The organism is Streptomyces sp. NPDC014623, from assembly GCF_043088245.1.
GTDB lineage: Bacteria > Actinomycetota > Actinomycetes > Streptomycetales > Streptomycetaceae > Streptomyces.
Map to the genome: position 1 here is coordinate 752,547 of NZ_JBIBZU010000001.1, position 20,703 is coordinate 773,249.

At 66.9% G+C, this 20,703-nt stretch carries 26 protein-coding genes and 1 pseudogene; 10 read left to right on the forward strand and 17 right to left on the reverse strand.

Annotated features, from left to right (window positions below; all coding sequences use genetic code 11):
- The 10 genes from ACF1FZ_RS03590 to ACF1FZ_RS03635 form a co-directional block, all read right to left on the reverse strand.
- Nucleotides 1–1,311 (reverse strand): tyrosine-type recombinase/integrase (locus ACF1FZ_RS03590; protein WP_391771688.1); only part of this gene is annotated, 1,311 nt, incomplete at its 3' end.
- Nucleotides 1,311–1,511 carry an AlpA family transcriptional regulator gene (locus ACF1FZ_RS03595; protein WP_030636111.1) on the reverse strand — a complete coding sequence of 67 codons (201 nt, stop codon included), beginning with the start codon at nt 1,509–1,511 and terminating at the stop codon, nt 1,311–1,313. The genes ACF1FZ_RS03595 and ACF1FZ_RS03590, both read right to left, overlap by 1 nt.
- A 2-nt stretch (nt 1,512–1,513) precedes the next feature.
- The gene (gene repSA, locus ACF1FZ_RS03600) at nt 1,514–2,887 is read right to left on the reverse strand and encodes a replication initiator protein RepSA (RefSeq protein ID WP_391771689.1); all 1,374 of its coding nucleotides are present in this window, start codon (nt 2,885–2,887) and stop codon (nt 1,514–1,516) included.
- A gap of 128 nt (nt 2,888–3,015) precedes the next feature.
- Entirely contained in the window at nt 3,016–3,318 is a 303-nt protein-coding gene (locus tag ACF1FZ_RS03605) for a SpdD-like protein (protein WP_391771690.1), read from the reverse strand.
- 23 nt (nt 3,319–3,341) lie between these two features.
- Nucleotides 3,342–3,497 carry a hypothetical protein gene (locus tag ACF1FZ_RS03610; RefSeq protein WP_106972203.1) on the reverse strand — a complete coding sequence of 52 codons (156 nt, stop codon included), beginning with the start codon at nt 3,495–3,497 and terminating at the stop codon, nt 3,342–3,344.
- Between the two features lie 12 nt (nt 3,498–3,509).
- Nucleotides 3,510–3,701, reverse strand: coding sequence for a mobile element transfer protein (locus tag ACF1FZ_RS03615; RefSeq protein WP_014047488.1), 192 nt, complete (start codon nt 3,699–3,701; stop codon nt 3,510–3,512).
- A gap of 18 nt (nt 3,702–3,719) precedes the next feature.
- Nucleotides 3,720–4,385, reverse strand: a complete 666-nt coding sequence (locus tag ACF1FZ_RS03620) for a DUF2637 domain-containing protein (protein ID WP_391771691.1) — start codon at nt 4,383–4,385, stop codon at nt 3,720–3,722.
- A 75-nt stretch (nt 4,386–4,460) separates the two neighbouring features.
- The gene (locus tag ACF1FZ_RS03625; RefSeq protein WP_391771811.1) at nt 4,461–5,735 is read right to left on the reverse strand and encodes an FtsK/SpoIIIE domain-containing protein; all 1,275 of its coding nucleotides are present in this window, start codon (nt 5,733–5,735) and stop codon (nt 4,461–4,463) included.
- A gap of 83 nt (nt 5,736–5,818) precedes the next feature.
- Nucleotides 5,819–6,175, reverse strand: coding sequence for a hypothetical protein (locus tag ACF1FZ_RS03630; RefSeq protein ID WP_030636120.1), 357 nt, complete (start codon nt 6,173–6,175; stop codon nt 5,819–5,821).
- Between the two features lie 139 nt (nt 6,176–6,314).
- The gene (locus ACF1FZ_RS03635) at nt 6,315–7,094 is read right to left on the reverse strand and encodes a GntR family transcriptional regulator (RefSeq protein ID WP_103511814.1); all 780 of its coding nucleotides are present in this window, start codon (nt 7,092–7,094) and stop codon (nt 6,315–6,317) included.
- An 18-nt stretch (nt 7,095–7,112) separates the two neighbouring features.
- Between ACF1FZ_RS03635 and ACF1FZ_RS03640 the strand changes: the two genes are divergently transcribed.
- From ACF1FZ_RS03640 to ACF1FZ_RS03655, 4 genes are all read left to right on the forward strand, one after another.
- Nucleotides 7,113–7,580 carry an NUDIX hydrolase gene (locus ACF1FZ_RS03640; protein ID WP_391771692.1) on the forward strand — a complete coding sequence of 156 codons (468 nt, stop codon included), beginning with the start codon at nt 7,113–7,115 and terminating at the stop codon, nt 7,578–7,580.
- A gap of 404 nt (nt 7,581–7,984) precedes the next feature.
- A complete protein-coding gene (locus ACF1FZ_RS03645; RefSeq protein WP_391771693.1) occupies nt 7,985–9,343 on the forward strand; it encodes a hypothetical protein in 1,359 nt (452 codons plus the stop codon).
- Nucleotides 9,343–10,233: a DNA adenine methylase gene (locus ACF1FZ_RS03650; RefSeq protein WP_391771694.1), complete on the forward strand. Its 891-nt coding sequence runs from the start codon at nt 9,343–9,345 to the stop codon at nt 10,231–10,233. The genes ACF1FZ_RS03645 and ACF1FZ_RS03650 overlap by 1 nt, the downstream gene beginning before the upstream one ends.
- Nucleotides 10,230–11,072, forward strand: a complete 843-nt coding sequence (locus ACF1FZ_RS03655; RefSeq protein ID WP_391771695.1) for a hypothetical protein — start codon at nt 10,230–10,232, stop codon at nt 11,070–11,072. Before ACF1FZ_RS03650 ends, ACF1FZ_RS03655 begins: the two co-directional genes overlap by 4 nt.
- 410 nt (nt 11,073–11,482) lie before the next feature.
- Here ACF1FZ_RS03655 and ACF1FZ_RS03660 read toward each other — a convergent pair whose 3' ends face one another.
- The 4 genes from ACF1FZ_RS03660 to ACF1FZ_RS03675 form a co-directional block, all read right to left on the reverse strand.
- Entirely contained in the window at nt 11,483–11,791 is a 309-nt protein-coding gene (locus ACF1FZ_RS03660) for a hypothetical protein (RefSeq protein WP_391771696.1), read from the reverse strand.
- Complete coding sequence (locus ACF1FZ_RS03665) at nt 11,788–12,519, reverse strand: GntR family transcriptional regulator (RefSeq protein WP_391771812.1); 732 nt, start codon at nt 12,517–12,519, stop codon at nt 11,788–11,790. Before ACF1FZ_RS03665 ends, ACF1FZ_RS03660 begins: the two co-directional genes overlap by 4 nt.
- Before the next feature lie 8 nt (nt 12,520–12,527).
- Nucleotides 12,528–12,752 carry a hypothetical protein gene (locus ACF1FZ_RS03670; protein WP_391771697.1) on the reverse strand — a complete coding sequence of 75 codons (225 nt, stop codon included), beginning with the start codon at nt 12,750–12,752 and terminating at the stop codon, nt 12,528–12,530.
- Between the two features lie 529 nt (nt 12,753–13,281).
- Nucleotides 13,282–13,560, reverse strand: coding sequence for a hypothetical protein (locus ACF1FZ_RS03675; protein ID WP_391771698.1), 279 nt, complete (start codon nt 13,558–13,560; stop codon nt 13,282–13,284).
- Nucleotides 13,561–13,638: 78 nt separating this feature from the next.
- Between ACF1FZ_RS03675 and ACF1FZ_RS03680 the strand changes: the two are divergent.
- Nucleotides 13,639–14,398: pseudogene (locus tag ACF1FZ_RS03680) on the forward strand (GntR family transcriptional regulator).
- A gap of 247 nt (nt 14,399–14,645) precedes the next feature.
- Here ACF1FZ_RS03680 and ACF1FZ_RS03685 read toward each other — a convergent pair.
- Nucleotides 14,646–15,041 carry a hypothetical protein gene (locus ACF1FZ_RS03685; protein ID WP_391771699.1) on the reverse strand — a complete coding sequence of 132 codons (396 nt, stop codon included), beginning with the start codon at nt 15,039–15,041 and terminating at the stop codon, nt 14,646–14,648.
- A 137-nt stretch (nt 15,042–15,178) separates the two neighbouring features.
- Between ACF1FZ_RS03685 and ACF1FZ_RS03690 the strand changes: the two genes are divergently transcribed.
- From ACF1FZ_RS03690 to ACF1FZ_RS03705, 4 genes are all read left to right on the forward strand, one after another.
- Nucleotides 15,179–15,613, forward strand: coding sequence for a VOC family protein (locus ACF1FZ_RS03690; protein WP_391771700.1), 435 nt, complete (start codon nt 15,179–15,181; stop codon nt 15,611–15,613).
- A gap of 298 nt (nt 15,614–15,911) precedes the next feature.
- Entirely contained in the window at nt 15,912–16,160 is a 249-nt protein-coding gene (locus ACF1FZ_RS03695; protein WP_391771701.1) for a hypothetical protein, read from the forward strand.
- Nucleotides 16,157–16,399, forward strand: coding sequence for a hypothetical protein (locus ACF1FZ_RS03700; RefSeq protein WP_391771702.1), 243 nt, complete (start codon nt 16,157–16,159; stop codon nt 16,397–16,399). Before ACF1FZ_RS03695 ends, ACF1FZ_RS03700 begins: the two co-directional genes overlap by 4 nt.
- Nucleotides 16,400–16,686: 287 nt before the next feature.
- Nucleotides 16,687–17,706 (forward strand): phosphotransferase family protein, encoded by a 1,020-nt coding sequence (locus ACF1FZ_RS03705; protein WP_391771703.1) that lies wholly within the window; start codon nt 16,687–16,689, stop codon nt 17,704–17,706.
- Here ACF1FZ_RS03705 and ACF1FZ_RS03710 read toward each other — a convergent pair.
- Together ACF1FZ_RS03710 and mshA are read right to left on the reverse strand one after the other, a co-directional pair.
- Nucleotides 17,678–18,184 (reverse strand): YbjN domain-containing protein, encoded by a 507-nt coding sequence (locus tag ACF1FZ_RS03710; RefSeq protein ID WP_391771704.1) that lies wholly within the window; start codon nt 18,182–18,184, stop codon nt 17,678–17,680. The two genes, ACF1FZ_RS03705 and ACF1FZ_RS03710, sit on opposite strands and share 29 nt — an antisense overlap.
- Before the next feature lie 59 nt (nt 18,185–18,243).
- Entirely contained in the window at nt 18,244–19,593 is a 1,350-nt protein-coding gene (mshA, locus tag ACF1FZ_RS03715; protein WP_391771705.1) for a D-inositol-3-phosphate glycosyltransferase, read from the reverse strand.
- Between the two features lie 190 nt (nt 19,594–19,783).
- Here mshA and ACF1FZ_RS03720 point away from each other — a divergent pair, with 190 nt between their 5' ends.
- Nucleotides 19,784–20,572: a class I SAM-dependent methyltransferase gene (locus tag ACF1FZ_RS03720; RefSeq protein ID WP_391771706.1), complete on the forward strand. Its 789-nt coding sequence runs from the start codon at nt 19,784–19,786 to the stop codon at nt 20,570–20,572.
- The last annotated feature ends 131 nt before the right edge of the window (nt 20,573–20,703 follow it).

Genomic DNA, 20,703 nt, shown 5'->3' on the forward strand with positions numbered 1-20,703 from the left:
TTTTCGTGTCGGATTTTCTGGTTCGGCGACACTTTCACAGTTGGCGATTCCACTCTGCAGCCCGTTCTTTCGTGTCAGGCCAGCCGCCTGAAGGGCAAAAACAGAGGTCACAGCGTTACGCGTGCGCTCCTGACTCGACGGCATCAGGTGCGCATACACCCGGAGCGTCAGGCCAGGGTCCGAGTGCCCGAGGTACTCGGCGAGCGCCTTGATGTTCTCCCCAGCGTCCAGCAGCACCGATGCGTAGAAGTGCCGCATCGCGTGCATACCGTTCTCGCGCGACTCGGCGTGCGGAGCGCCGGCCGCCGGGGTTGGGATGACTCCAGCCGAGGCCAGGGCCGGTTTCCACGCTTCCTCGTTCAACGAGGTTCGCCAGACATGACCACCGCGCGGTCCCATGAAGACGAGCCGCTTGGTCACCAGCGGTCCGCCCGCAACCTTCCACGGCAACGTGATCTCGACCGGCGGGAATTGCTTCATGTGGGCCCGAAGTGCCTCAGCGACCGGGCCGGGGAGTGGCACGTCCCGCAGCTTGCCGCCCTTGGGCGGAGCGAAGACGGGCTTGCTGCGGCTCAGCTTGAGCTGTTGGACGACGTGCAACGTGTCCGACCGGAAGTCGATCGCATCCACCGCGACACCCAGGATCTCGCCCTGCCGCAGACCGCAGCCGCCGCCCAGGTCGACCATCGCCTGATACCGCTCCGGCATGCCCGCTCGCACAGCGAAAAGCCGTTGCGCCGTCCACGGCGTGACGCGCTTCGTGTCCACGGTCGGCGGCCGTACCGAACGCGCAGCGCAAGGGTTCCGCGGAAGGTGCCCGTCATCCACGGCCGCGCTGAGAGCCGCCCGCACGTTGGAGTAGATCGTCCGGGCGTACGAGCCGCGGACACCGTTCGCCTGGAGCTGCTGCACCCAGTCGCGGATGTGCGCCGGCTGGAACGATCCGAGCGGACGCGTGCCGAGGTACGGGAACGCGTGCAGCCGGAGCTGCGACTCCATCGAGGCTTGCGTGTTGGGGTCCGCCCCTTGGGTGGACACCCAGCCCTCCGCGTACTGCTGGAAGGTGGTCCGCGCCGCGCGGGGATCGATGTACTGTCCCCGCGCCATGTCCGCTTCGGTATGGGCTAGCCACTGATCAGCGAGCCGCTTCTGTCGGTCCGGGAAGCTCTTCGACTTCTCCGTGCCGTCCGGCCCGACGTAGCGCGCGCGGTAGCGGGACCCCACTCCGTAGCGATCCGACTTCACCTTGCGTGGCTTACCGTCAGGACCGGTCACGGTCACGAACCAGCGGTCTTGAATGTGTCCGGCCATCAGGCAGCCGCCTCGCTCCGGCGGGAGTCGACCCAGGCCCGTACGTCGTCGGGGTCGAATCGGAGGTGCCGGCCGACACGGAAGCCGCGGGGTCCGGTCCGCTTCCGGCGCCACTGGTAGACCGTCTCGACGCTTGGCAGCTCGAACATCTCAACCAGGTCGTCGGGCGTCAGATAGCGACTCGGCAGAGGGAGCGCCATGGTCACCACTCCCCCTCGTCGACCAGCTCCGCCATGGCTTCACGGGCGGTTTCGCGGTTGAGCTGGAGACCACGGGCGATGGTCGCGGCGAGGACGGATTCGCCGGGCGAGTGACCGTGGCCGGCGTACTGCCAGTCGGCCAAGACGAGCACGGTGTCCGGGACGCGGTCCTCCAGGCCGAGGGACTGACGTTCCTGCGCGGCACGGAAGTCGGCGCGGGCCTGGCGGAGCTCGCCGAGGGTGGTCGAGTAGCGGCGGGACTTCGAGGAGAAGTGCCCGCGGAACCCGAGCATGTGCGCCCAGGCACGCAGCCGACGTTCGGGGTAGAGCGGATCAAGGAGGTGGCATGCAGCGATGAGACGGCGGGCATGGTCGGGAACGCCGTGGCGATCGAGCTCGGAGAGTTCACCGATGCGGCGGTCCAGAGTGCCGGTGTTCTCCGCCGCCTTGGTGGCGTACTTCGCGACGTAGGACGCCACAGCCTGTTCGGTGACATCGGAGCCGTCGCCGAAGGCAACGACCGGGCGGACGTCGAGTTGTGTGCCCCAGCGGAAGGTACGAGCCGGCTGATCATCGGCGGCGGGAGCGGACACCGAGGTGTAGTTGTGCCGAGCGGCTGCGTGTATTGCATCGGTGAGCAGGTCGACGGTGGCCCAGGACGGAGGTGGCGTGCCGGGCCCGTCCGGTCCGTCGATCCGCATCACGGCGTGGAAGTGAATCGCGCCGCGCTTCTGGAACTCCGCGACTTTGCCGTACGAGAGCCGAGCCGATTCCTTCAGCTCCACCTGCGTGAGTCCGGCGCGGGCCGCGATCTCCCGTCGGAGGCGAGTGGTGAACCGCATCCAGAGGTCGCCGGCGTGGTTGTTGAACAGGACCGATCCGGCGTAGTCATACGTCTCAGGGTCCAGGGCGGTACCGAGCTCGGGTGCGTCTGCCGAGTGCCGACTACCGCAACGGCAAGTACCACGTTCGGGACGGTTGTGGACCGGGCCAAAGGAAGGGGCGGTAAGCGTGGCGAAGACCCGGGGGTGATCCCGCACGCTGGCGGGGACGTCGCGGCGGTCGTCGCCAGCCAGGCCCGCGCGGATCAGGTGGTAGGTGTCTCCGGCGTACGTCCAGGCGCAGGAGGGGCAGCGGGAAGCGCGGCGATTTCCGCAGGCGAGGCGGAGACGTCCGCCGGGCTCGGTCTCGGTCGAGTAGTGGTGAAGGGTCTCGCCGGTGGTCTTGTCCTTGGTGAGGGTCCAACCGGTCAGGTGGATCGGGTCGGAGCAGCCACCGGTGCGGCGGATCTGGTCCTCCCAGCGGTGGAACTCGGAGGCCGAGGCCACCCTCAGCAGGTCGCCGAGGGTGAGCCGGTCGAGCTGCGATTCAGGCATGTGCACTCCCCCGGCGGCGGGCGGTGCGGTCGGTCATGATGGTGCTTCCTTCCGGATCTGTGGTTCGGGCAGGAGCACGGCTTCCGGGTGGCGGATGCTTGGCGGTATCGAGGCCGCCCGGAAGCCGGTCAGCGATGGTTCTGCGACGCCACGAGCGACCGAATGACCAGGGCGCTGATGGCGAGCGACGCGGCGGTGACGGCGACCGCGAGAAGCATGGAGACCAGGACCGCGCCGACGACCAGCACCACGGCCGTGCCGCCACCGATGACGGCGACGATGGCACCGGGCGTGAGCTGAACCGTGGGACGTGCGGGAGCCGTAGGGGCCGGGGCCGGGGTCTGGTGGGGCACGGCGGGGACGTCGCTCCGGGCGGTTCCGGTGACGATTACGGTCGGCAACGGGTTGGTGGGGATCTTCGGGCGGAGCATGGCGGTTCTCCCTTCGGTGGGGGTTACTTGACGGCGGTGTCGATCACGGGGGTCAGGAGGCTGTCGGCGAGGAGATAGCCGCCGAGCAGCAGCACGAGCACGAGCCACCAGGGCGGGCGGATCAGCTTCACGCCGAGCCAGCCGACGACGATCAGGGCGAGCCAGAGCGGTACGTCCATGGCGGGTCTCCTTCAGCGGACCTTGCAGCGGTGGGTGCGGGCGGCGAGCTGGGCGGCGGACCGGCTGCTGAAGTCGGACGACCAACCGCAGCGATCGGCGGTGCACACGGCGGCGTGCTGGGTGCGGCCGTGCCGGTCGCGGTGGGTACCGATCTGCACCGGTCCGATCCGCATCACGGAGTGGAAGTGGTCGCGGGCGGGCATGGTGGGTCTCCTCTCGGGTCAGGCGAGCTGAGCGGCGATCGCGGCGGCGAGTCGGGGCGGAACTCCGAGGCGGGCCCGGAGCGTGTCGGTGTCGATCGGTGAACCGGTACGGGCGCGGTGGTCGTCGGCGACCTTCCGGGCGTGGTCGACGAGCGCGGCCGGCACGGGCGGAGACGCGTCGGCGGGAGGCAGGACCGGAGACTTCTCAGCGGCAGGAATCGGCGCTGGTTCCAGCTCCGGGGCCTGTTCCTCGGTGACGAGCTCCGGCGCCGAGGGATCAGCCGTAGGCACCGCCGGAACGGGCGTGCGGTCCTCGACCGGAGTCTCGGTGTGGGCGAGGAGCGTCCCGCCGAGAAAAGCAAGCGCGGGCCATCCAGCAATGCCGAAGCGCAACCAGGCCGGAGGGTGCGCAAGATCGAGGAATCCGGCGGTGGCGACGTTGGCACCGAGCGAGGCGACGAGCGCGATCAGGAACCAGCACCAGGCAAGCCGGGACGGGCCGTCCTTTCGTAGCCGCCGCCATGCAGCGACCAGGAGCAGATCAACGCTGATCGGGTAGGCCCATGCCTTCCAGCCGTCCTGACCCGCGGCGGCGGCGAGGTCGTGGAGGTGGGCGAAGGAGAGCGCGCCAGCGATCACGGCTTGGATCAGTACGGCGTCCACGCGCACAGAGGGACGGGCCATCGGACTTCTCCTTTTCGGCATGGGACGGGTAGGGACTTGGCGCGGGAATGGTCACGCCGACCGGTGAGCGGAAGGTCAGGCGGTGGTGGGCGCGGCTTTGGTGAGCGGCGCGGTGGCCGAGGCCAGGGGTGCGACGGCGGGCCGGAAGGCCGCGAGGGCGGGCACATCCGGAGTGCGGTCGGCGTGCCGGTTGCAGATGTTCACGGCTTGGCGCAGTGAGGTGTGTGGTGCCCGGATGCGGGTCCATCCACCGGTCGAGTCACCCGAGACCGCGATGCCGGGGACGTCGGTGGGAATCTGGATCGCGGCAAGGACGGCGTCCGGAGCAATGTCTCCGAAGGCCATGTTGGCGCTGGACTCGTCATTGACGCGGTGGGCGGTCCGACCCGTGAGTTGGGCACGGAGCATCGTGATGCCCTTGCCGAGTTCGGAGCCGAAGCGCTGGCCACAGATCTCCAGGTAGATCCCAGCGGCACGGCCGAGCTGGGCGAGGCGGACCAGAGCAGTGACGATCCTGTCGCGGCGCTTCTCCTCGTCCTTGGTGGCGAACAGCGCCAGCTCGGCAACCTCGTCGACCAGGACCACGACCGGAGTCGGGCGTATGTCGGCCGGCAGGTCCCAGATATCGGCAGCTATGTCGGCGTCCGGAACATCGACGCTGATGCGCTGAGCGGAGCGGATGAGCTGATAGACGTCCTCCATGTGCTGCACGAGTGCTTCGAGGAGTTCGAGGGCGGTGTCCGGGTTGTCGGCGAGAGCGGAGAAGCGCCGGGCGAGCGGGAAGAGCTCGACGCCCTGCTTGCAGTCGATCCCGACGAGTGCGACGTCATGCGCCGCGAGGCCGGCGACCAGGTTGCGCTGGTAGACGGACTTCCCCGACTCGGTCGCGCCGAGCGTCAGCCCGTGGGGCACGGCCCGGTAGTCGCGGTAGTGGACGGATCCGTCCTCGCGCAGTGCGACGGGGATACGCATCGGCGCGGGGCCGGTTTCGGCGGGCATCTGCACCCGCCGGAGGACGTCGTATCCCGTCATCCGTAACTCGACGATTCCCGAGCGAAGTTCGCGGGAGGTGACTCCGTACATCCCGAAGGAGTGCCGGAGGCGGTCGGTGGCCGAAGCGACGTCGAAGGCATCCTGACCGGGACGGAGCTTGATCCGCAGGACCAGCCCGGTACGAGTAGGCCGAAGCCGGAGAATGCGCGGGGCCCTCGACTCAGGAACGGGGCGGTTCGTCATCCGGGCGAGGGAGAGACGCCAACGCGTGGGCGGAACGGTGAGCCCGCAGGCGTCCATGACCGATGCGTATCGGACCGTGACCCGCAGCGCGGCGAGGGTGACCCCGAAGGTCATCCAGTACCAGGCGGGACGCCGCCACCGCAGGATCAGTGCGGTGACGACGACCAGCAGCAGCGTGACCAGGCACCCGGTCACGATCAGGCCGCCTTGGGCTTCTCGGCGGCGGCGACGAGCGAGGTGACAGCCACAGCACGGAAGGCAATGCCGTGTCGCTTCTGCCCGTTGAACTCATTCTCCCACGGCCGAGCGATCAGTCCGGTGACGGCGACGGGCGTGCCCATCATCAGCTCACCGGAGATGCCCGGCTCGGGGACGGTGACCGAGAGGATCTCCACCTCCTCGTTCGCCGCGAACATCACGTCCACGGTCATGAGCTTCGCGCCGCTCTCGACGTCCACGGCGATCTCACCGGTCCGGCGGTCCTTGACCTTGATCTGCGGGGGCTTGGCGACCATCACGGACGCGGCGGAGGTGTCGACGGGGATCGTACGCACAGTAGATCACTCCTATAGATGTGCTCGACTCAGCCACTCATGTACATGAGTACCATAAAGAAGAGTGCATCACTCCTATACATGAGTCAACCCGCCGAGACGAAGAAGTCGCGGCGGGCTGCGTTGAGTTGAACGTGCGTCAGTCGGAGGCGGGGATCCGGTAGCTGAAGACGAACTGGTCAGCGGCCATGAGCGTGTCGCACACCTCTACGACGCGATCCTCCGTCGTTCGTGCCTCACGGATCAGGTGAACCACTGAAGCGCCGGGGCTCAGGGCCAGTTCGGAGGCCTCAGCCTTGGTCGCCAGCCGGGCTTGCAGCGTCTCGACGAACTCCGCGAACTCGTGCCCGTGGTCTTCGAGGCGGGCATAGATGCCACCGCCGCCGGGGTTCTTGGCGAACAGCTCGGGGATGTCCTTCGCAACATCCCACGGGAGGTACGACGTGGCCGTCTCCACGGGGGTCTCGTTGCGGAAGTAGAGGCGACGCCGGGCGAGCACCTGAGTGCCGGCGGGGACGCCGAGTCGCTCCGCGATGTCGTTCGGTGCATCCGTCGGGCCGATGTAGAGAACGCTGACGCCCGCCTTCGCTCCGGACTGCTCGGACTCGGCGAGATACGCGGCCTTGCCGCCCTGCCGATGGGAGCGCTTGAAGCGGTCCGAGGATCGGTGCCGCACCGGGGGCCGGGCCTTCACCATGGACCCCTTGCCCTGGCGGGTCTCCACGAGGTCACTCGCGCGGACCTCCACCATGGCCTTGCGGATGGTGCCGCCGGAGACGCCGTAACGCTCCACGAGCTCCGATTCGCTGGGCACCATGTCACCGGGCTTGAGGATTCCTGCGCGGATCTGCTGAACAATCTCCTCGGCGATCTGCACGTACCGAGGTACGGACTTCCCACCTCCTACCGCTGTTTCCATAGTCCTTCTCTTCCTCTTATGCTCCTGTACATGAGTAACAGTGCACAGGAGAGGACGTCAACGCCGCTCCACTCCGTGTCCGTAGCCGGAGTGGTCGTGCGCGAGGACGGGCGGCTCCTGGCGATCCGCCGCGCCGACAACGGCACTTGGGAGCTCCCTGGCGGCGTACTCGAACTCGACGAGGCCCCGGAAGCGGGCGTTCGACGCGAGGTCCTGGAGGAGACGGGCATCCACGTCGAGGTGGACGAGCTCACAGGGGTCTACAAGAACACCACGCGAGGCATCGTTGCCCTGGTCTTCCGATGCAAGCCCGCCGGCGGAAGCGAGCGGACGTCCAGCGAATCGACCGCGGTCGGCTGGCTCACGCCGGACGAGGTCACCAAGTGGATGTCTGAGGTCTACGCGGTCCGTCTTCTGGATGCACTCGATGGGAACGGGCCCCACGTGCGGAGCCATGACGGCAAGCGCCTGACGCCAGCGCGATAGAACTTTCTCTACTTCATCAAGGCCCGCGCACGGCGCGGCGCGCGCCGCCTCAGCGGCGCGGCCTGCCTCTGTCTTCGCCCCGGCTGGCCGCGCCAGGCGGCGCGCTGCGGGCTGCGGGCGGAAGGTGGAAACATCGTCTGTGGCTAGGGCGGTCGGCTCCACGGCTTTAGCCACCTCCCCGGTTCGGGTCCCGCGTCGAGCAAGACCAGGGGGCCACTCGTTCAAAGTCCGGGCAGGATCACAGCCTGCCCGAGTTGCCGGCCAGCGTACGGCCCCCTGATCATGCTCGACCCCAAACCGGGCAGGACACCGGCCAAACCCGCTCCACCTCAGTCGGGCCACTGGTCAGTCAACTTTGCTAGATCGCTACCGGAGTTGGCGAACCAAATGAGAACATCATCACCATGGAGCAGATTGACTTCGCGGTCACGGACCTGAGCCTCGACAGGCAGAACCCTCGGCACGACGTACCTACACCAACGACGCGCGAGGCCATCACAGCCCTCGTGTCCGCGGACTCTGAAAAGTGGGTGAACCTGGCTCAAGACATCGCTGCAGAAGGGCTGAACCCGACCGAGCTGACCATCGTCGTAGAGGAAGAAGGCGACATGGTGGTCATCGAGGGGAATCGAAGAGTTTCAGCTCTCAAGGCGTTACTAGATCCGGGCCTCGTCGAAGATCCCGGGATTCGGCAGCAGATAGGAATTGTCGCGCGCCGACACCGAAATAAGATCCCGCGCACAGTACGCTGCGTAGTTTCACCCAGTAGAGAAGCAGCGCGTCATTGGATCGTTTTGCGCCACACAGGTGAAAACCAAGGCGTAGGCGTTGTCCGGTGGAATCATGAACAAGTAACTCGCTACGCCAAGAAGAAGAATCCATCTGAGCGAGCACTCCGCTTCATACACCAAGTAACTGCCTGGTATGGGGACGATCAAGAATTCCTTGCGAACGTCGAGAAGGTACGCTCAAGTCGCCTCACCACGTTAGCCCGAGTACTCAGTGACCCAAAAATTCGCCACTCCCTCGGGATCGAATTCACCGAGGATGGCATCCTTGCAGACTATACGCCAGAGGTAATGCGGAGCTCAATTCGTAAGATTTTTTCCGATCTTGCGTCTCACCTTTCAGTGTCCCTAATTAAGAGCAAAGAACAGCGGCGCGAGTACATTGGCGCCATAAAAGAGCATCTGCCTCAGAACTCCGATCGCCTCGCACAGCCCCACTTGGCAGCAGCGGCCGAGGAAAACAAAACTACTCCGCAGCGTCCTACCAAGACAATCACATCGGCGGAACCTACGCCGCCGAAACAGCCTGCTGCTGAACGGCCGAGCGAGGACAAGCGGGTATTTCAGAACGTCGTGCTGCGAAATGTCAGCTCACGAACCGCAAAGGTTCTCAACGAGGCCAAAAGGGTTACCATAGCGGAATCCCCAAACGTAGCGGCAATCATGATTCGTGCGGTGATTGACATTACCGTGACGGAAGCGGCCGAGAGGCAAGGGTGGCGACGAAGGCAAGACAAATTGCGCGACCGAATCCGTGTGGCGCTATCACACATTGACCCCGAGAGTAGTGATCGGGAACTGGATGAGGCTCGTCGTATGTCCCAGAATGATGGAGCACTCTCGGTTAAAAACCTTCACGCTTTCATGCATCAGTGGGCCGTAGAGCCCATGATTATCGACGTGACTAGATTGAGCGCCGTCTATACGCCAATGTTGGTGAAAATTGACGCTTTCCTGGGAGAGAACCAGAAGTGATGAGATACATCAGCCCACTTCGCTACCCCGGCGGAAAAGCTCGATTGGCTGGATACATTGACCGTCTCATCGGCGCCCAGAATCCGCGACCAAGGCACTATGCGGAGCCATTCTGCGGCGGGGCTGGTGCTGCGTTAAAACTCCTTGTGGATGGCGCAGTAGATCGAATTCATTTGAATGACGCAGATCCTGGAATCGCCGCCTTCTGGCGCTGCGTATTTGAGATGAGCAACGAGTTCGCCTCTATGATTCGCAACGCCGATGTCACCATCGAAGCTTGGCGACGGGAATCCGCCATATATTCAACCCCACTAGGGAAAAATGACCTGGAGCTCGGATTCGCAACCTTCTTCCTCAACAGATGTAACCGGTCTGGCATCCTGCGCGCTCGGCCAATTGGGGGATTTGAGCAGGCAGGGAAATGGAAGATCGATGCCCGTTTCAATCGTGAGGCCCTTGCGCAGCGCATAGAGTTTCTGGGAAAGTACAGAGACAAGGTTTCTTTGACACAACAGGATGGGCGAGATCACATTCGCGGTCTCGCCGAACTTGGGCATGACGTAATTGCCTACGTAGATCCTCCCTACCTCGTACAAGGGGATCGTTTGTATATGGATTCCCTGAGCTCTTCAGATCATCAAGAACTTTCCTCAGTATTGGGCGAGACTCCGATCAAGTGGTTTCTTACCTACGATGCCGAAGCCCGCATTACAGAGGACCTTTACTCTAAGCATCGCTGCATGCAATTTGAAATTGCTCACAGCGCCCAGGTGCGCCACTTGGGCGTGGAGTATGCAGTCTTTAGTGACTCCCTCAGCGTCCCGAAGTTCGACGGAGTTATCGGAACAGGGGACTACCTGTGGCTGAATGAATCCCGGGAGGCGATGTGAGCGTCGTTCATTTTCCTGAATACCGCGCATATGAAAACGACAGAATTCATGCCAGTGACGCGATAATGGCACTATTGGCGGGATCTCGCCTAGCTGAAAATATGTTGCGCCTAACCGCGGGGAGCACGCGCCTCTTGCCAGAGATTTTTCCAGCAGTGCCCCACATCAAGCGCATGAACCTTTCCACGGCCAGCGCTCAGTCTCTGCTGGCCGAGGCTGAGAAGCACCTCAGTGCAATGGCGGTTCCGTATGCTTTGGCGATTCACGAAGACTTCGTGCAGACCTGTTTCGGTCTCCTCATTCGCTCAGGGCAGATGACTCAGAGCGAGGCCGACGGAGCAAAGGCATATTCGATGCACGGCGTTTTCGAGAAGAAGGTGGGGCAGAAACTTCCCCAGGACTCTATGGAGCAATTTCATCTGATCCGAAAAATGAGAAACGCAGTCATCCACGCTGGCGGAATGCCTCAGCCAAGCCTAATTAAGTCTGCCACGAAGCTCGGGCCGAGCGCTCTTGGTCAATGGATCAAACTCACCGGGGAGCACCCACAGCTTCGCATTAGCGCCGGCGTTCCAGTGAGCTTCTCACACGGCGAGTTGATTCTTGCCCTGGCCGTCACCAAGCGCATTTCGCAGGAAATGAACTATCTACTCAGAGATAAGGTTGCTCGCACAACATGGGCAGACATAGCATTGGAAGATTTTGATGTCGAGCATGCGGCGCTCAAACATATTTCCCAGAAGAAGAGAAAACTTCCCGGGTTTCTGAACACGAACTACCGCCCGCTCAATCTGTCCCAAGCCGAGTTGAACTCGGCAATGCAGAGAGCAGGCTGGTGAAGTGGAAAAGAGGACGCTCTACCGGTTAAGCTACCAGCCGGGACTCGAACCCGGACCTTCCTCTTCTGTGGATGCCTACGGTCATGAGCCGAAACGGGCCTCTTCGGCCTCGCATCCCTACCTAACATTGACGGTATCAGGCTCCTGAAGGTAGTCGCGCGACGATCTGGTGGATGTGACGTACGCCACTTATAACGAGTCACGTCAAAGGGCGATTCCGAGGCTGACTGGGAGATCGGTGGGCTGGCTCCAATCAGGTGGCGACAGCAGCCAAGGGTGGTCCGGCAACACGACTGCACCGTGTCCTTAGGCAGCCCATCGAAGTCGACAGCCGACGCCAGGAGTCCACGGCTCGGATCTGGTCAGAGCCGCGGACTTCTTGGTGCTGTACAGATCAGCAGGGGCGTCGATCAGTAGGCGGGCTCACGCTGTTCGCTCACCGCCAAGAGATGTCCGCGGCTGGTTGCAACGCGGAGAACATTCCGCAGAGCCTCCGTCAGCTCCTTGGCCAGGCGCTGCTTATCCTCGAGGGTCGCATCCTGCTCGTCGAGGATTCCGTGAGCCTGCTCCAGCAGCTCGGCCGCCGAGCAGAGTTGAACCGCTTCGATGTTGTCCGCTAGACGGGACATGTAGCCGCCCCGGCCGTCGGTACTCAGGTAGCAGGACTTGCCGTCCGGGCCCGACCACGGGAGAAGCCGCAGTTCGTTCGGCGCTGTCATCCTTGGGTCTGCCTCTCGTCGAGCTCATGGTGGGTGTTGAAGACGGCATCTACGCGATCTCCGGGGAACGCTAGGAGCGTGGCTTCGACAACTCGGCCGGTGGAGTCGGTCGCAATGCGAGTGATAGAGAGGACGACCGACGCGTAGCCGATCCGAAGGGCCGATGCCTCATCCGGCGTCGGGGGGCGAGCGCACACCGTCTCTCGAAGAGCGGCCGACGGCGGGCCGAGGACTGCGAATCTTGTGACTGCACCTCGGCACGCGGAGTCGTCATCGAGCATTCCGGCCGGCACCAGGTCGCGCGGCATGTAGATGCGAGCCAGGCCGTACGGCGACTCATCCCCATGGCTGAGGCAGGTGGTCTCCACGATGGGGCTGCCCGTGGGCACCTGAAGTAGTACCGCAGGGTGCGCTTGGGCCTGAACGGTGGTGCTGCGGACAGTGACGCGCAATGCCGGCTCGGCGGCGGTCCATGGGTCCAGCGTGCCCCAGCCGCCGATATACAAGATCTTACGGTGAGGGAAACGGACGAAGTTGCCTTTGCCATGGATCTTCTCCAGGAGGCCTTCGCCCTGGAGTACGGCGAGGGCTTTCCGCAGGGTCACCGTGCTGACCTTGTATCGGTCGGCAAGGCCAGCTTCGGACAGAAGGCGTTCGCCGGGTTGCATACTGCCTGCGGTGATCTGCTGCCGGAGATCGTCGGCGATGTCGTGGTGACGTGAGCGCATCGAGCCGGTCACCGCCTTCTCAGCATGCGCACGGCGACGAACCGGGTACGCGCGTGCATGGTCAGCAGCTCGCCCGACTCGAAGACCAATCGCTTCGCTCCCCGAGGAAGCTGGAAGAGGTCTCCTACTTGGCAGGCATGGCCGCCGAGTTGGATGACGTCGCCGCGTTGGACGGTGGCCGCGGTGATCTCGATGCTGGATGCCAGCGCGCCGCCGGGGACCCAAGCGCTCACTGCGTCACCTCCGTGTGCAGGGGCGAGCCGGCGGACGAGTGGCACGGGCAGACACACGCTTCACAGATCACCGGAAGGTCGGCTGGTATAAGGACCGGGGAGGATTCCGTGCAGGAGGAATGTGTCCCGATCCTGCAAGCGGTCGAGCGGTAGGGGGCGGCCGAGGTATCCGAGACGTGCAGTTGTCGACGAGTCGGCATCAGTGGCCCCCAGCCAAAATCGACCAGGCAACCGATGGCAGGTGAGGCGCAATGACCATCGAACGTGCGCGGGCACGTCTTTCTGACGCCAGCACGTACGGGCGGACTAGTGCGACGTCCTCCCCCGAGAGCGGGTTTCGGTGGGTCGCTGCACCGGAGGCTGCTCGGCCAAGGAAGAGAGTCGGCACGCCTACGGAGCCTTGGGAGACGGGAGGGGACCCCGGAGGGCAGGAGGGCCTTAACGCACGACGGTGCCTACCTCTTGAGGAGTACCGCGCCCTGGTGAGAGGGAAGGCACGGCGGATACGGTTGAGCACGCTGTTCAGCTCCTATCGCTGATAGCTCGGTCCCCCGGCTTCGCCCGCCGTGGGGACCGCTTTGCGTACGACCACCCATAAGGTGCGGCCGGTCAAGCTGGTGGCGAGGAGCCCGAATCGATCGGCCTCAGCCACCACGTCCAGGACCTCCCGCCACGACTCAGTGGAGAGCGCATCGGGCACCTCCGCTTCCACCGTCGTGAATCGGGGGTGTTCCTCCGTTCGCGTAGGCAGCCCGAGGGCCGACAGCCGGGCGGCGATGGCCGCCGCGCTAACTCCCGAAGCGGGCACAGAGCAGCCTCCGTCACCAGTATTCACTTTCAGTGAAGCTAGTTAACTAGATTAGAGCTAGTGGACTAGATTTTCCATATGTCTGAGCAGCCGCCTTATCTCCGCGTCGCCGATGTCCTCCGGCAGCGGATCGTGGAGCACGTCTGGGAGCCGGGAGACCGCCTGCCCTCCCGCGCCCAGATCGGCGAGGAATGCGGCGTGGGCGAGAATGTGGTCCGCCGGGCGCAGGAGTTGCTGATCTCCCAAGGTGTGCTGGAGGGCCGTGCCGGGTCGGGCACCTACGTCGCCGAGCCCCGACCGCGCGTGCGAGTGGTGCGATCGTCGGCACGCGAGCAACCGACCGGGTCACCCTTCCGGGCTGACATGAAGGCCGTGGGCAGGCAAAGCGATTGGGAGAGTCGGACCGATGCCAAGGTGCCGGCCCCCCGCAGACATCGCGTCGCGCCTTGGTGTCGCCGAAGGCGACCTCTGCGTCCGCACCGTGTACGAGTTCCTCGCCGACGGCAGGCCCGTGCAGCTGTCGACAAGCTGGGAGCCGTACGACCTCACCGCCGGAACCCTTGTCGTCCTCCCGGAAGGCGGGCCGCATGCCGGGCAAGGTGTGGTCAACCGTATGGCCGAGATCGGCATCACGGTCAGCCACGCCGTCGAGCAGCCGGAGCCGCGGTTGGCGACCGCCGAGGAAGCTTCGCTCCTGGGGATCCAGAAATCCGCTCTCGTGACGCACATCAAGCGGACCTACTACAGCGATCAGGGGCGGCCGGTGGAGACGGCCGACATCGTCCTTCCCGCAGCGCTGTGCGAGATCGTTTACGAGGTTCCCATCGGTCGTCAGTGACCATCGCGGCGAGCGGTGACCGGGCCGTTCCTGGGCCGTCTCTGGGCCGTCCGAGGTTGCTCAAGGGCACCCGATGACGACCAATGACGACCACTCACCCGGAGTCGATCAGCGTCCCCACCTGCGAAAACCCTGGTCGGCGAGATCTACCACAAGACCCAGGGCAAGAAGAAGTAACAGCTCACCGGCGATCCCCCTGCCGGCGGTGGCACCGCCGGCAGGGGGATCGCCGCTGTCGGCCCCGTCCTCAGGGCGCCGGACCGTCGGGCATGACGACGACCTGGTACGCGTCCTCGTAGATCACCCGTCCGGGGTTCGTCGACTCCAGGCGGCGGCAGTCGATGCCGTGCGCGGCGAGGATCTCCAGGTATCCGTACACCCGCCCGATGAGGTCCCGGGAGGAGGACTTGAACCAGGCCGTGGCACCCGGGTGGATCCCGCGGTCGTAGACCTGGGGGTCGACGTCGGTGGGATTCGGGTAGTTGGCGTCGTACCAGTCGTTGTTCGCGCGCCAGAAACGGTGTTGCTCCTCGGTCAGCCTGCCCTGACGTGCCAGCTCGTTGGTCAGCACGAAGACCCCGGGGTAATGGCCACGCGGGTGTCGCTCCGTTCCCTGGAAACGGACGTACGGCGCAGCGGGCATGTGCACACCTCCGTGTCTGCTCTCTCCCACCACCGCACATGTTCCTACCGGACCACCTGTCGCCGCCGCCGCGGACCGCCGGAAAACGCCTGCGTCTCCTCCCCGCCTCCGGCCACGGCCCACGGCACAGTGGGGACATGGACACGGACACGGACGACAGAAGCCTTCTGGCCGGGGCGCGCAGCGCCGCTACCCGGCTGCCCGCCCAGGACCTGGAGCGGGCTCGGCGCTTCTACGCCGAGAAGCTCGGCCTGGAACCCGTCGACGAACGGCCGGGCGGACTGCTGTACCGGTGCGGGCACTCGGAGTTCGCCGTGTTCCGGTCGGCGGGGGTCTCGCCCGGCACCTTCACCCAGATGGGGTGGCAGGTCGACGACATCGAGGCGGTCGTGGCGGAACTCCAGGGGCGTGGCGTGGTGTTCGAGAGCATCGACCTGCCGGGGTTCCGCACGCGCGGCGGTATCGCCGAGATCGAGGGCAACTACCCGAGCAAGGGAGCCAGTGGTGAGCGCGGGGCCTGGTTCCGTGACAGCGAGGGGAACATGCTGGGCATCGGGCAGCCGGTGACGTGAGCCGGCCCGTGCGGCAGGCCGCGCCCGCCGAGCTCGTACGGCCCGCCGCCGGGGTGCCGGGCCCGGTGAGCGCTGCGGTGCAGCGGTGCGCGGGTCCGTCCGGGAGAGCGGGCAGGGCCCGGAGGACCGCCGAGGGGCGTCCGTCGTGCGGGGTTCGTGCCTGCGCCGGAGCAACGGCTTCTCACCCGCCCCGGCGGCACCCGCTAACGTGACCCCCACACCTGCCTGTCACCCAGGTACACGCCCCGGCGATACGGCACGCAGGGCGCGGACAGCGAGGAGATCGGGGAGAGCGGTCATGGGCGAGTCTCTGAAGACCTTCGTCGGCGGCACCGAGGTCGAGGTGCCCAACAGCATTCCGGCGATCCGTGCCGCGCTGCCCGAGGAGAGACGCGAGGAGTTCGACCTCGCGATCAACGAGGCAGGGGTCCACGAGATCCAGGCCGTCATGCGCCACTGGATGCTCGAATCCGTGCCCGATCCCGAGGCCGAACAGATCCTGGACCGGCTGGCGCAGGACGAGGCCGAGAGGCGGAACGTCGCTTGAGTTTCCGCATCTCCTACGCACCGCCCGCCGACGACACCCTGGCCAAGATGCGCGACGGCCACCTGTTCCGGGAAGAGATGGCGCGCACCCTGGGCCTGGATCCGTACGGACACGCCTCCACCGCCGTGAAGCGGGAACGCGACCGGCGCGAGGCGACGGTGTACGGGGCCATCGTCCTCTACTACGTCTCCGGGTCCGTGCTGACGGTCACCGTGGTCAGACTCGTACCGCTGCCGTGATCCGGAAAGGCGGTGGCAGGACGCCGCCGTCCGCCTCGGGGGCCGGGCCGCCGCAGGAGGCGGCGCGCATGGCTCGCTCCTCTCGTCCGAAGGGCCGACGGCCCCGCACCGGAACAAGGGCCGGGCTCACACGGGAGGGCTGCGGCAGTGCGGCACCCTCTACGATCGGGCATCTGTCCGATGATCGCCTCGAACGGTCACGGGACGTGATCACGATCCCCTCGCGGTCGCCCCGTGATGCTCCTGTGCGGCGGTCGGCCCGCAGCTGAACCGTGGAGGGACCGTCCATGCCGATCGGCACGACAGCGGCCGTGCTGGAAGCCGTCGGGGCCGGTGAGCCCGCTACCGTCGAGCCGCTCGCCGGGGGCACGTACAACACCGTGACCCGCGTGACCTTCAGGGACGGCAGGGACTGGGTGGTGAAGATCCCTCCGGCGCACACCGACGGCCTGAGCCACGAACAGCGCCTGCTCGTCAACGAGGTCACCTTCTACCGCGCCGCCGCCGCGGCGGGTGCCGCGGTGCCCCAGGTCGTGCACAGCGAGCTCCGCCCCGGGGGGCCGGCCGGTGCGTACGTCGTCATGACCACGTGCCCGGGGCAGCCCTGGAGCACCCTCGCCGGCGACCTGACGGCCGGTGAGACACGTTCCCTGCGTGCCGAGTTCGGCAGTGCCGTCGGCCGGCTGCACGGCGTCACCGGCCCCGCCGGTTTCGGTTACCCGGCCGAGTCCCTGGGCCCGCTCTCCCCCACCTGGCGCCAGGCGTTCACCGCGATGACCGACGCCGTCCTCGCCGACGCCGAGAGGTACGGGGCAAGGCTGCCGCTCCCGGCCGACCGGATCCGTGAGGTGCTCGCCGGGGCGTCGGGCGTGCTGGACGAGGTGACCCGGCCCGCCCTGGTCCACTTCGACCTGTGGCAGGGAAACCTCCTGGTGGCCGGGGAGCCCGGCGCCCGGCGCATCGGCGGGATCATCGACGGCGAACGGATGTTCTGGGGCGACCCGGTCGCCGATCTCGTCTCCACGAGCCTGTTCGGCGACCCGGAGACGGACCTGGACTTCCTCGCCGGTTACACGGCCGCGACGGGCGCACCGGTCGTGTTCACTCCGTCCGTACGACGCCGGATCGACCTCTGCCGCAGCTACCTCTACCTGATCATGCTCACCGAGACGGTGCCCAGGGACGCGGGGCCCGAGGCGCTGGCCTGGACCTGGAAGGAGGTGGCCCCGCGGCTCCTGGCGGCGCTGGAGGGTGCGGCCCCGCCCGCTGCCCGCGGCCTCAGGAGGGGCGCTGCGTCAGATGTGTGAAGGCGTCCAGGTTGCGGGTCGATTCGCCGCGCTCCACCCGCCAGGCGTACTCCTTGCGGATCGCGCTCGCGAAGCCCAGCTCGAGCAGTGGGTTGAACGCACCGTCCGCCGCCTCAAGGACCGCGCCCAGCAGCCGGTCGATCTCCTCGGGCGTGACGACCGAGAGCGGGAGCCTGCCGACGAGATAGATGTCACCGAGCTGGTCGATGGCGTAACTCACCCCGAAGAGGCGGAGGTTGTGCTCCAGGAGCCATCGGTGCACGGCGGCGTCGTTCTCGTCGGGGTGACGGATGACGAACGCGTTGAGGGAGAGGGAGTGCTGTCCGACGAGCAGGGAGCAGGTCGTGGACAGCTTGCGTGTGCCGGGCAGTTTCACGACGTAGTTGCCGGGTTCGGGGCTCTCCCATTCGAGCTCCGCGTCGTTCAGCGCCGTCTCGATGACCTGCGCCGCTGCTGCTTCGTCGGATACGTCAGCCATGCTGCGAGCGTACGACAACGCGCCCGGGCGCTCAGCCCGGGCGGGGCCGGGTGCGCCCCTCAGCCGTGGTGGGAGCGGGCGCGGCGCCGGTGGTCGTGCATCGCCGCCGTGTACACATCGGCGGTGGCCGACGCCGCCGTGTCCCAGCCGAACGACTGGGCGTGCGCGGCCGCGGCCTCGCCCATCCGGGCGGCCAGCTCCGGGTTGTCCGCGAACCGGCCCAGCGCCTCCGCGTACGCCTCCGGTGCGTGGCCCGGGATCAGGAAGCCGCTGACGCCGTCCCGTACCGCGACCGGAAGACCGCCCACCGCCGCCGCGACCACCGGTGTGCCGGCCGCCTGGGCCTCTATGGCGACGAGCCCGAACGACTCGCTGTACGACGGCATGACCAGCACGGACGCCGCCCGGAACCAGTCGGCGAGCTGATCCTGGCCGACCGGCGGGTGGAACTGGACGGCGTCGGTTATGCCCAGGCGCGCGGCGAGCTTCTGCAGGCCCTCCGGCTTGGCGAGTCCGCTGCCGCTGGGGCCGCCGACGACGGGTACGACGATGCGTGAGCGCAGCGAGGGGTCGCGCTCCAGGAGCACCGCGACGGCGCGCAACAGCACGTCCGGGGCCTTCAGCGGCTGGATACGGCCCGCGAAGAGCGGGATCAGGGCGTCCTGCGGCAGGCCGAGGCGGGCGCGCGCGGCGGCGCGGCCGTCACCGGGCCGGAAACGCTGCAGGTTGACTCCGGGGTGCACGACGGCGACTGCCGCCGGGTCCGCGTCGTAGAAGCGGACGAGTTCGTCGGCCTCCCCGGCGGTGTTGGCGATGAGCCGGTCGGAGGCGTGCACGATCTGGGTCTCGCCGATGACGCGGGCGGCGGGCTCGGGGGTGTCGCCCTCGGCGAGCGCGGCGTTCTTGACCTTCGCCATGGTGTGCATGGCGTGGACGAGGGGGACGCCCCAGCGCTGGGCGGCGAGCCAGCCGACCTGCCCGGAGAGCCAGTAGTGGGAGTGGACCAGGTCGTAGTAGCCGGGGCGCTGGCCTGCCCAGGCCTGCATCACGCCGTGGGTGAAGGCACAGAGCTGAGCGGGAAGCTCCTCCTTGGCGAGGCCCTCGTACGGCCCCGCGTCGACGTGCCGGACCAGGACTCCGGGCGTCAGCTCGACCACCGGGGGCAGCCCGCCCGTGGTGGCCCGGGTGAAGATCTCGACCTCGATGCCGATCGCGGCGAGGCGCTTGGCCAGCTCCACGATGTAGACGTTCATGCCGCCCGCGTCACCGGTGCCGGGCTGGTGCAGGGGAGAGGTGTGCACGGAGAGCATCGCGACACGGCGTGGCCTGCGGTGCCCGGCGAAGCCGCCCGGGAAGCGGATACGGGGTGCCGCACGGCTGCTGCCGAGCCGGGAGACGTACTGGCTCACGGGTCCGCTCCTCCTCGCTCAGGGCATGACACGTACGGGGCAGACGCACCCCTCGGAGTGCGGGAACAGCGGAATCTCGCCTTTCATTTCCGTTTTGCCAAATTATTACGATCCCTCCGGCGCGCCGGGGCCGCCCCGCCGCTCCCGCCGCCCGGGTGGGCCCACCGTCGGTTCGCATACGCTCCCTTTCATGCACCAGCGCCCCATCGGCACCGCCACCCGCGGGACCACCCACCCCAACCGCCTGCGCCGCATGGACCGCTGGATCGCCGCCACCCACGGCCCCGCCCTGCGCCGCAGCGACTCACCCGTGGCGGTGGACCTCGGTTACGGCGCGGCGCCCTGGACCGCCGTCGAACTGCTGGGGCGGCTGCGCACCGCCGAGCCCCGCACGGCCGTCGTCGGGGTCGAGATCGACCCCGCGCGGGTCGCGGCGGCCCAGCCGTACGAGCGCGAGGGCCTCACCTTCGTGCACGGCGGTTTCGAGATCCCCACGGCCGGACGGCCGGTCCTCATCCGGGCCGCGAACGTGCTGCGCCAGTACGACGAGGGCGAGGTCGCCGCGGTCTGGCAGCGGCTGTGCGCCCGGCTCGCGCCCGGTGGCCTGCTGGTCGAGGGCACCTGCGACGAGATCGGCCGTCGGCACGTGTGGGTCGCGCTCGGTCCGGAGGGCCCGAGCACCGTCACCTTCGCGACCCGGCTCGCCTCGCTGGAGCGCCCCTCGGACCTCGCCGAGCGCCTGCCGAAGGCCCTGATCCACCGCAATGTCCCGGGCGAACCGGTGCACGCCTTCCTGCGGGACCTCGACCGGGCCTGGGCGGTGGCCTCCCCGTACGCGTCACTGGGCGCGCGGCAGCGCTGGATCGCGGCGGTCCGGGCGGTCTCGGCCGACTGGCCCGTGACGGACGGCGTACGGCGGTGGCGGCAGGGCGAGATCACGGTGCGCTGGTCCGCCCTGAGAGGGCGGTTCGCGAGCTGACGTCCGGGGCCGGGCCGGGAACCGGCCGGCGGTGAGCGGAGCCGGGCACATCGACCGGGGGAACGTCGCCGGTTCCGGGAACACCGCCCGATCACCGTTCGTCCCCCTGTGTGGCGGGGTGGGTGGCGCGG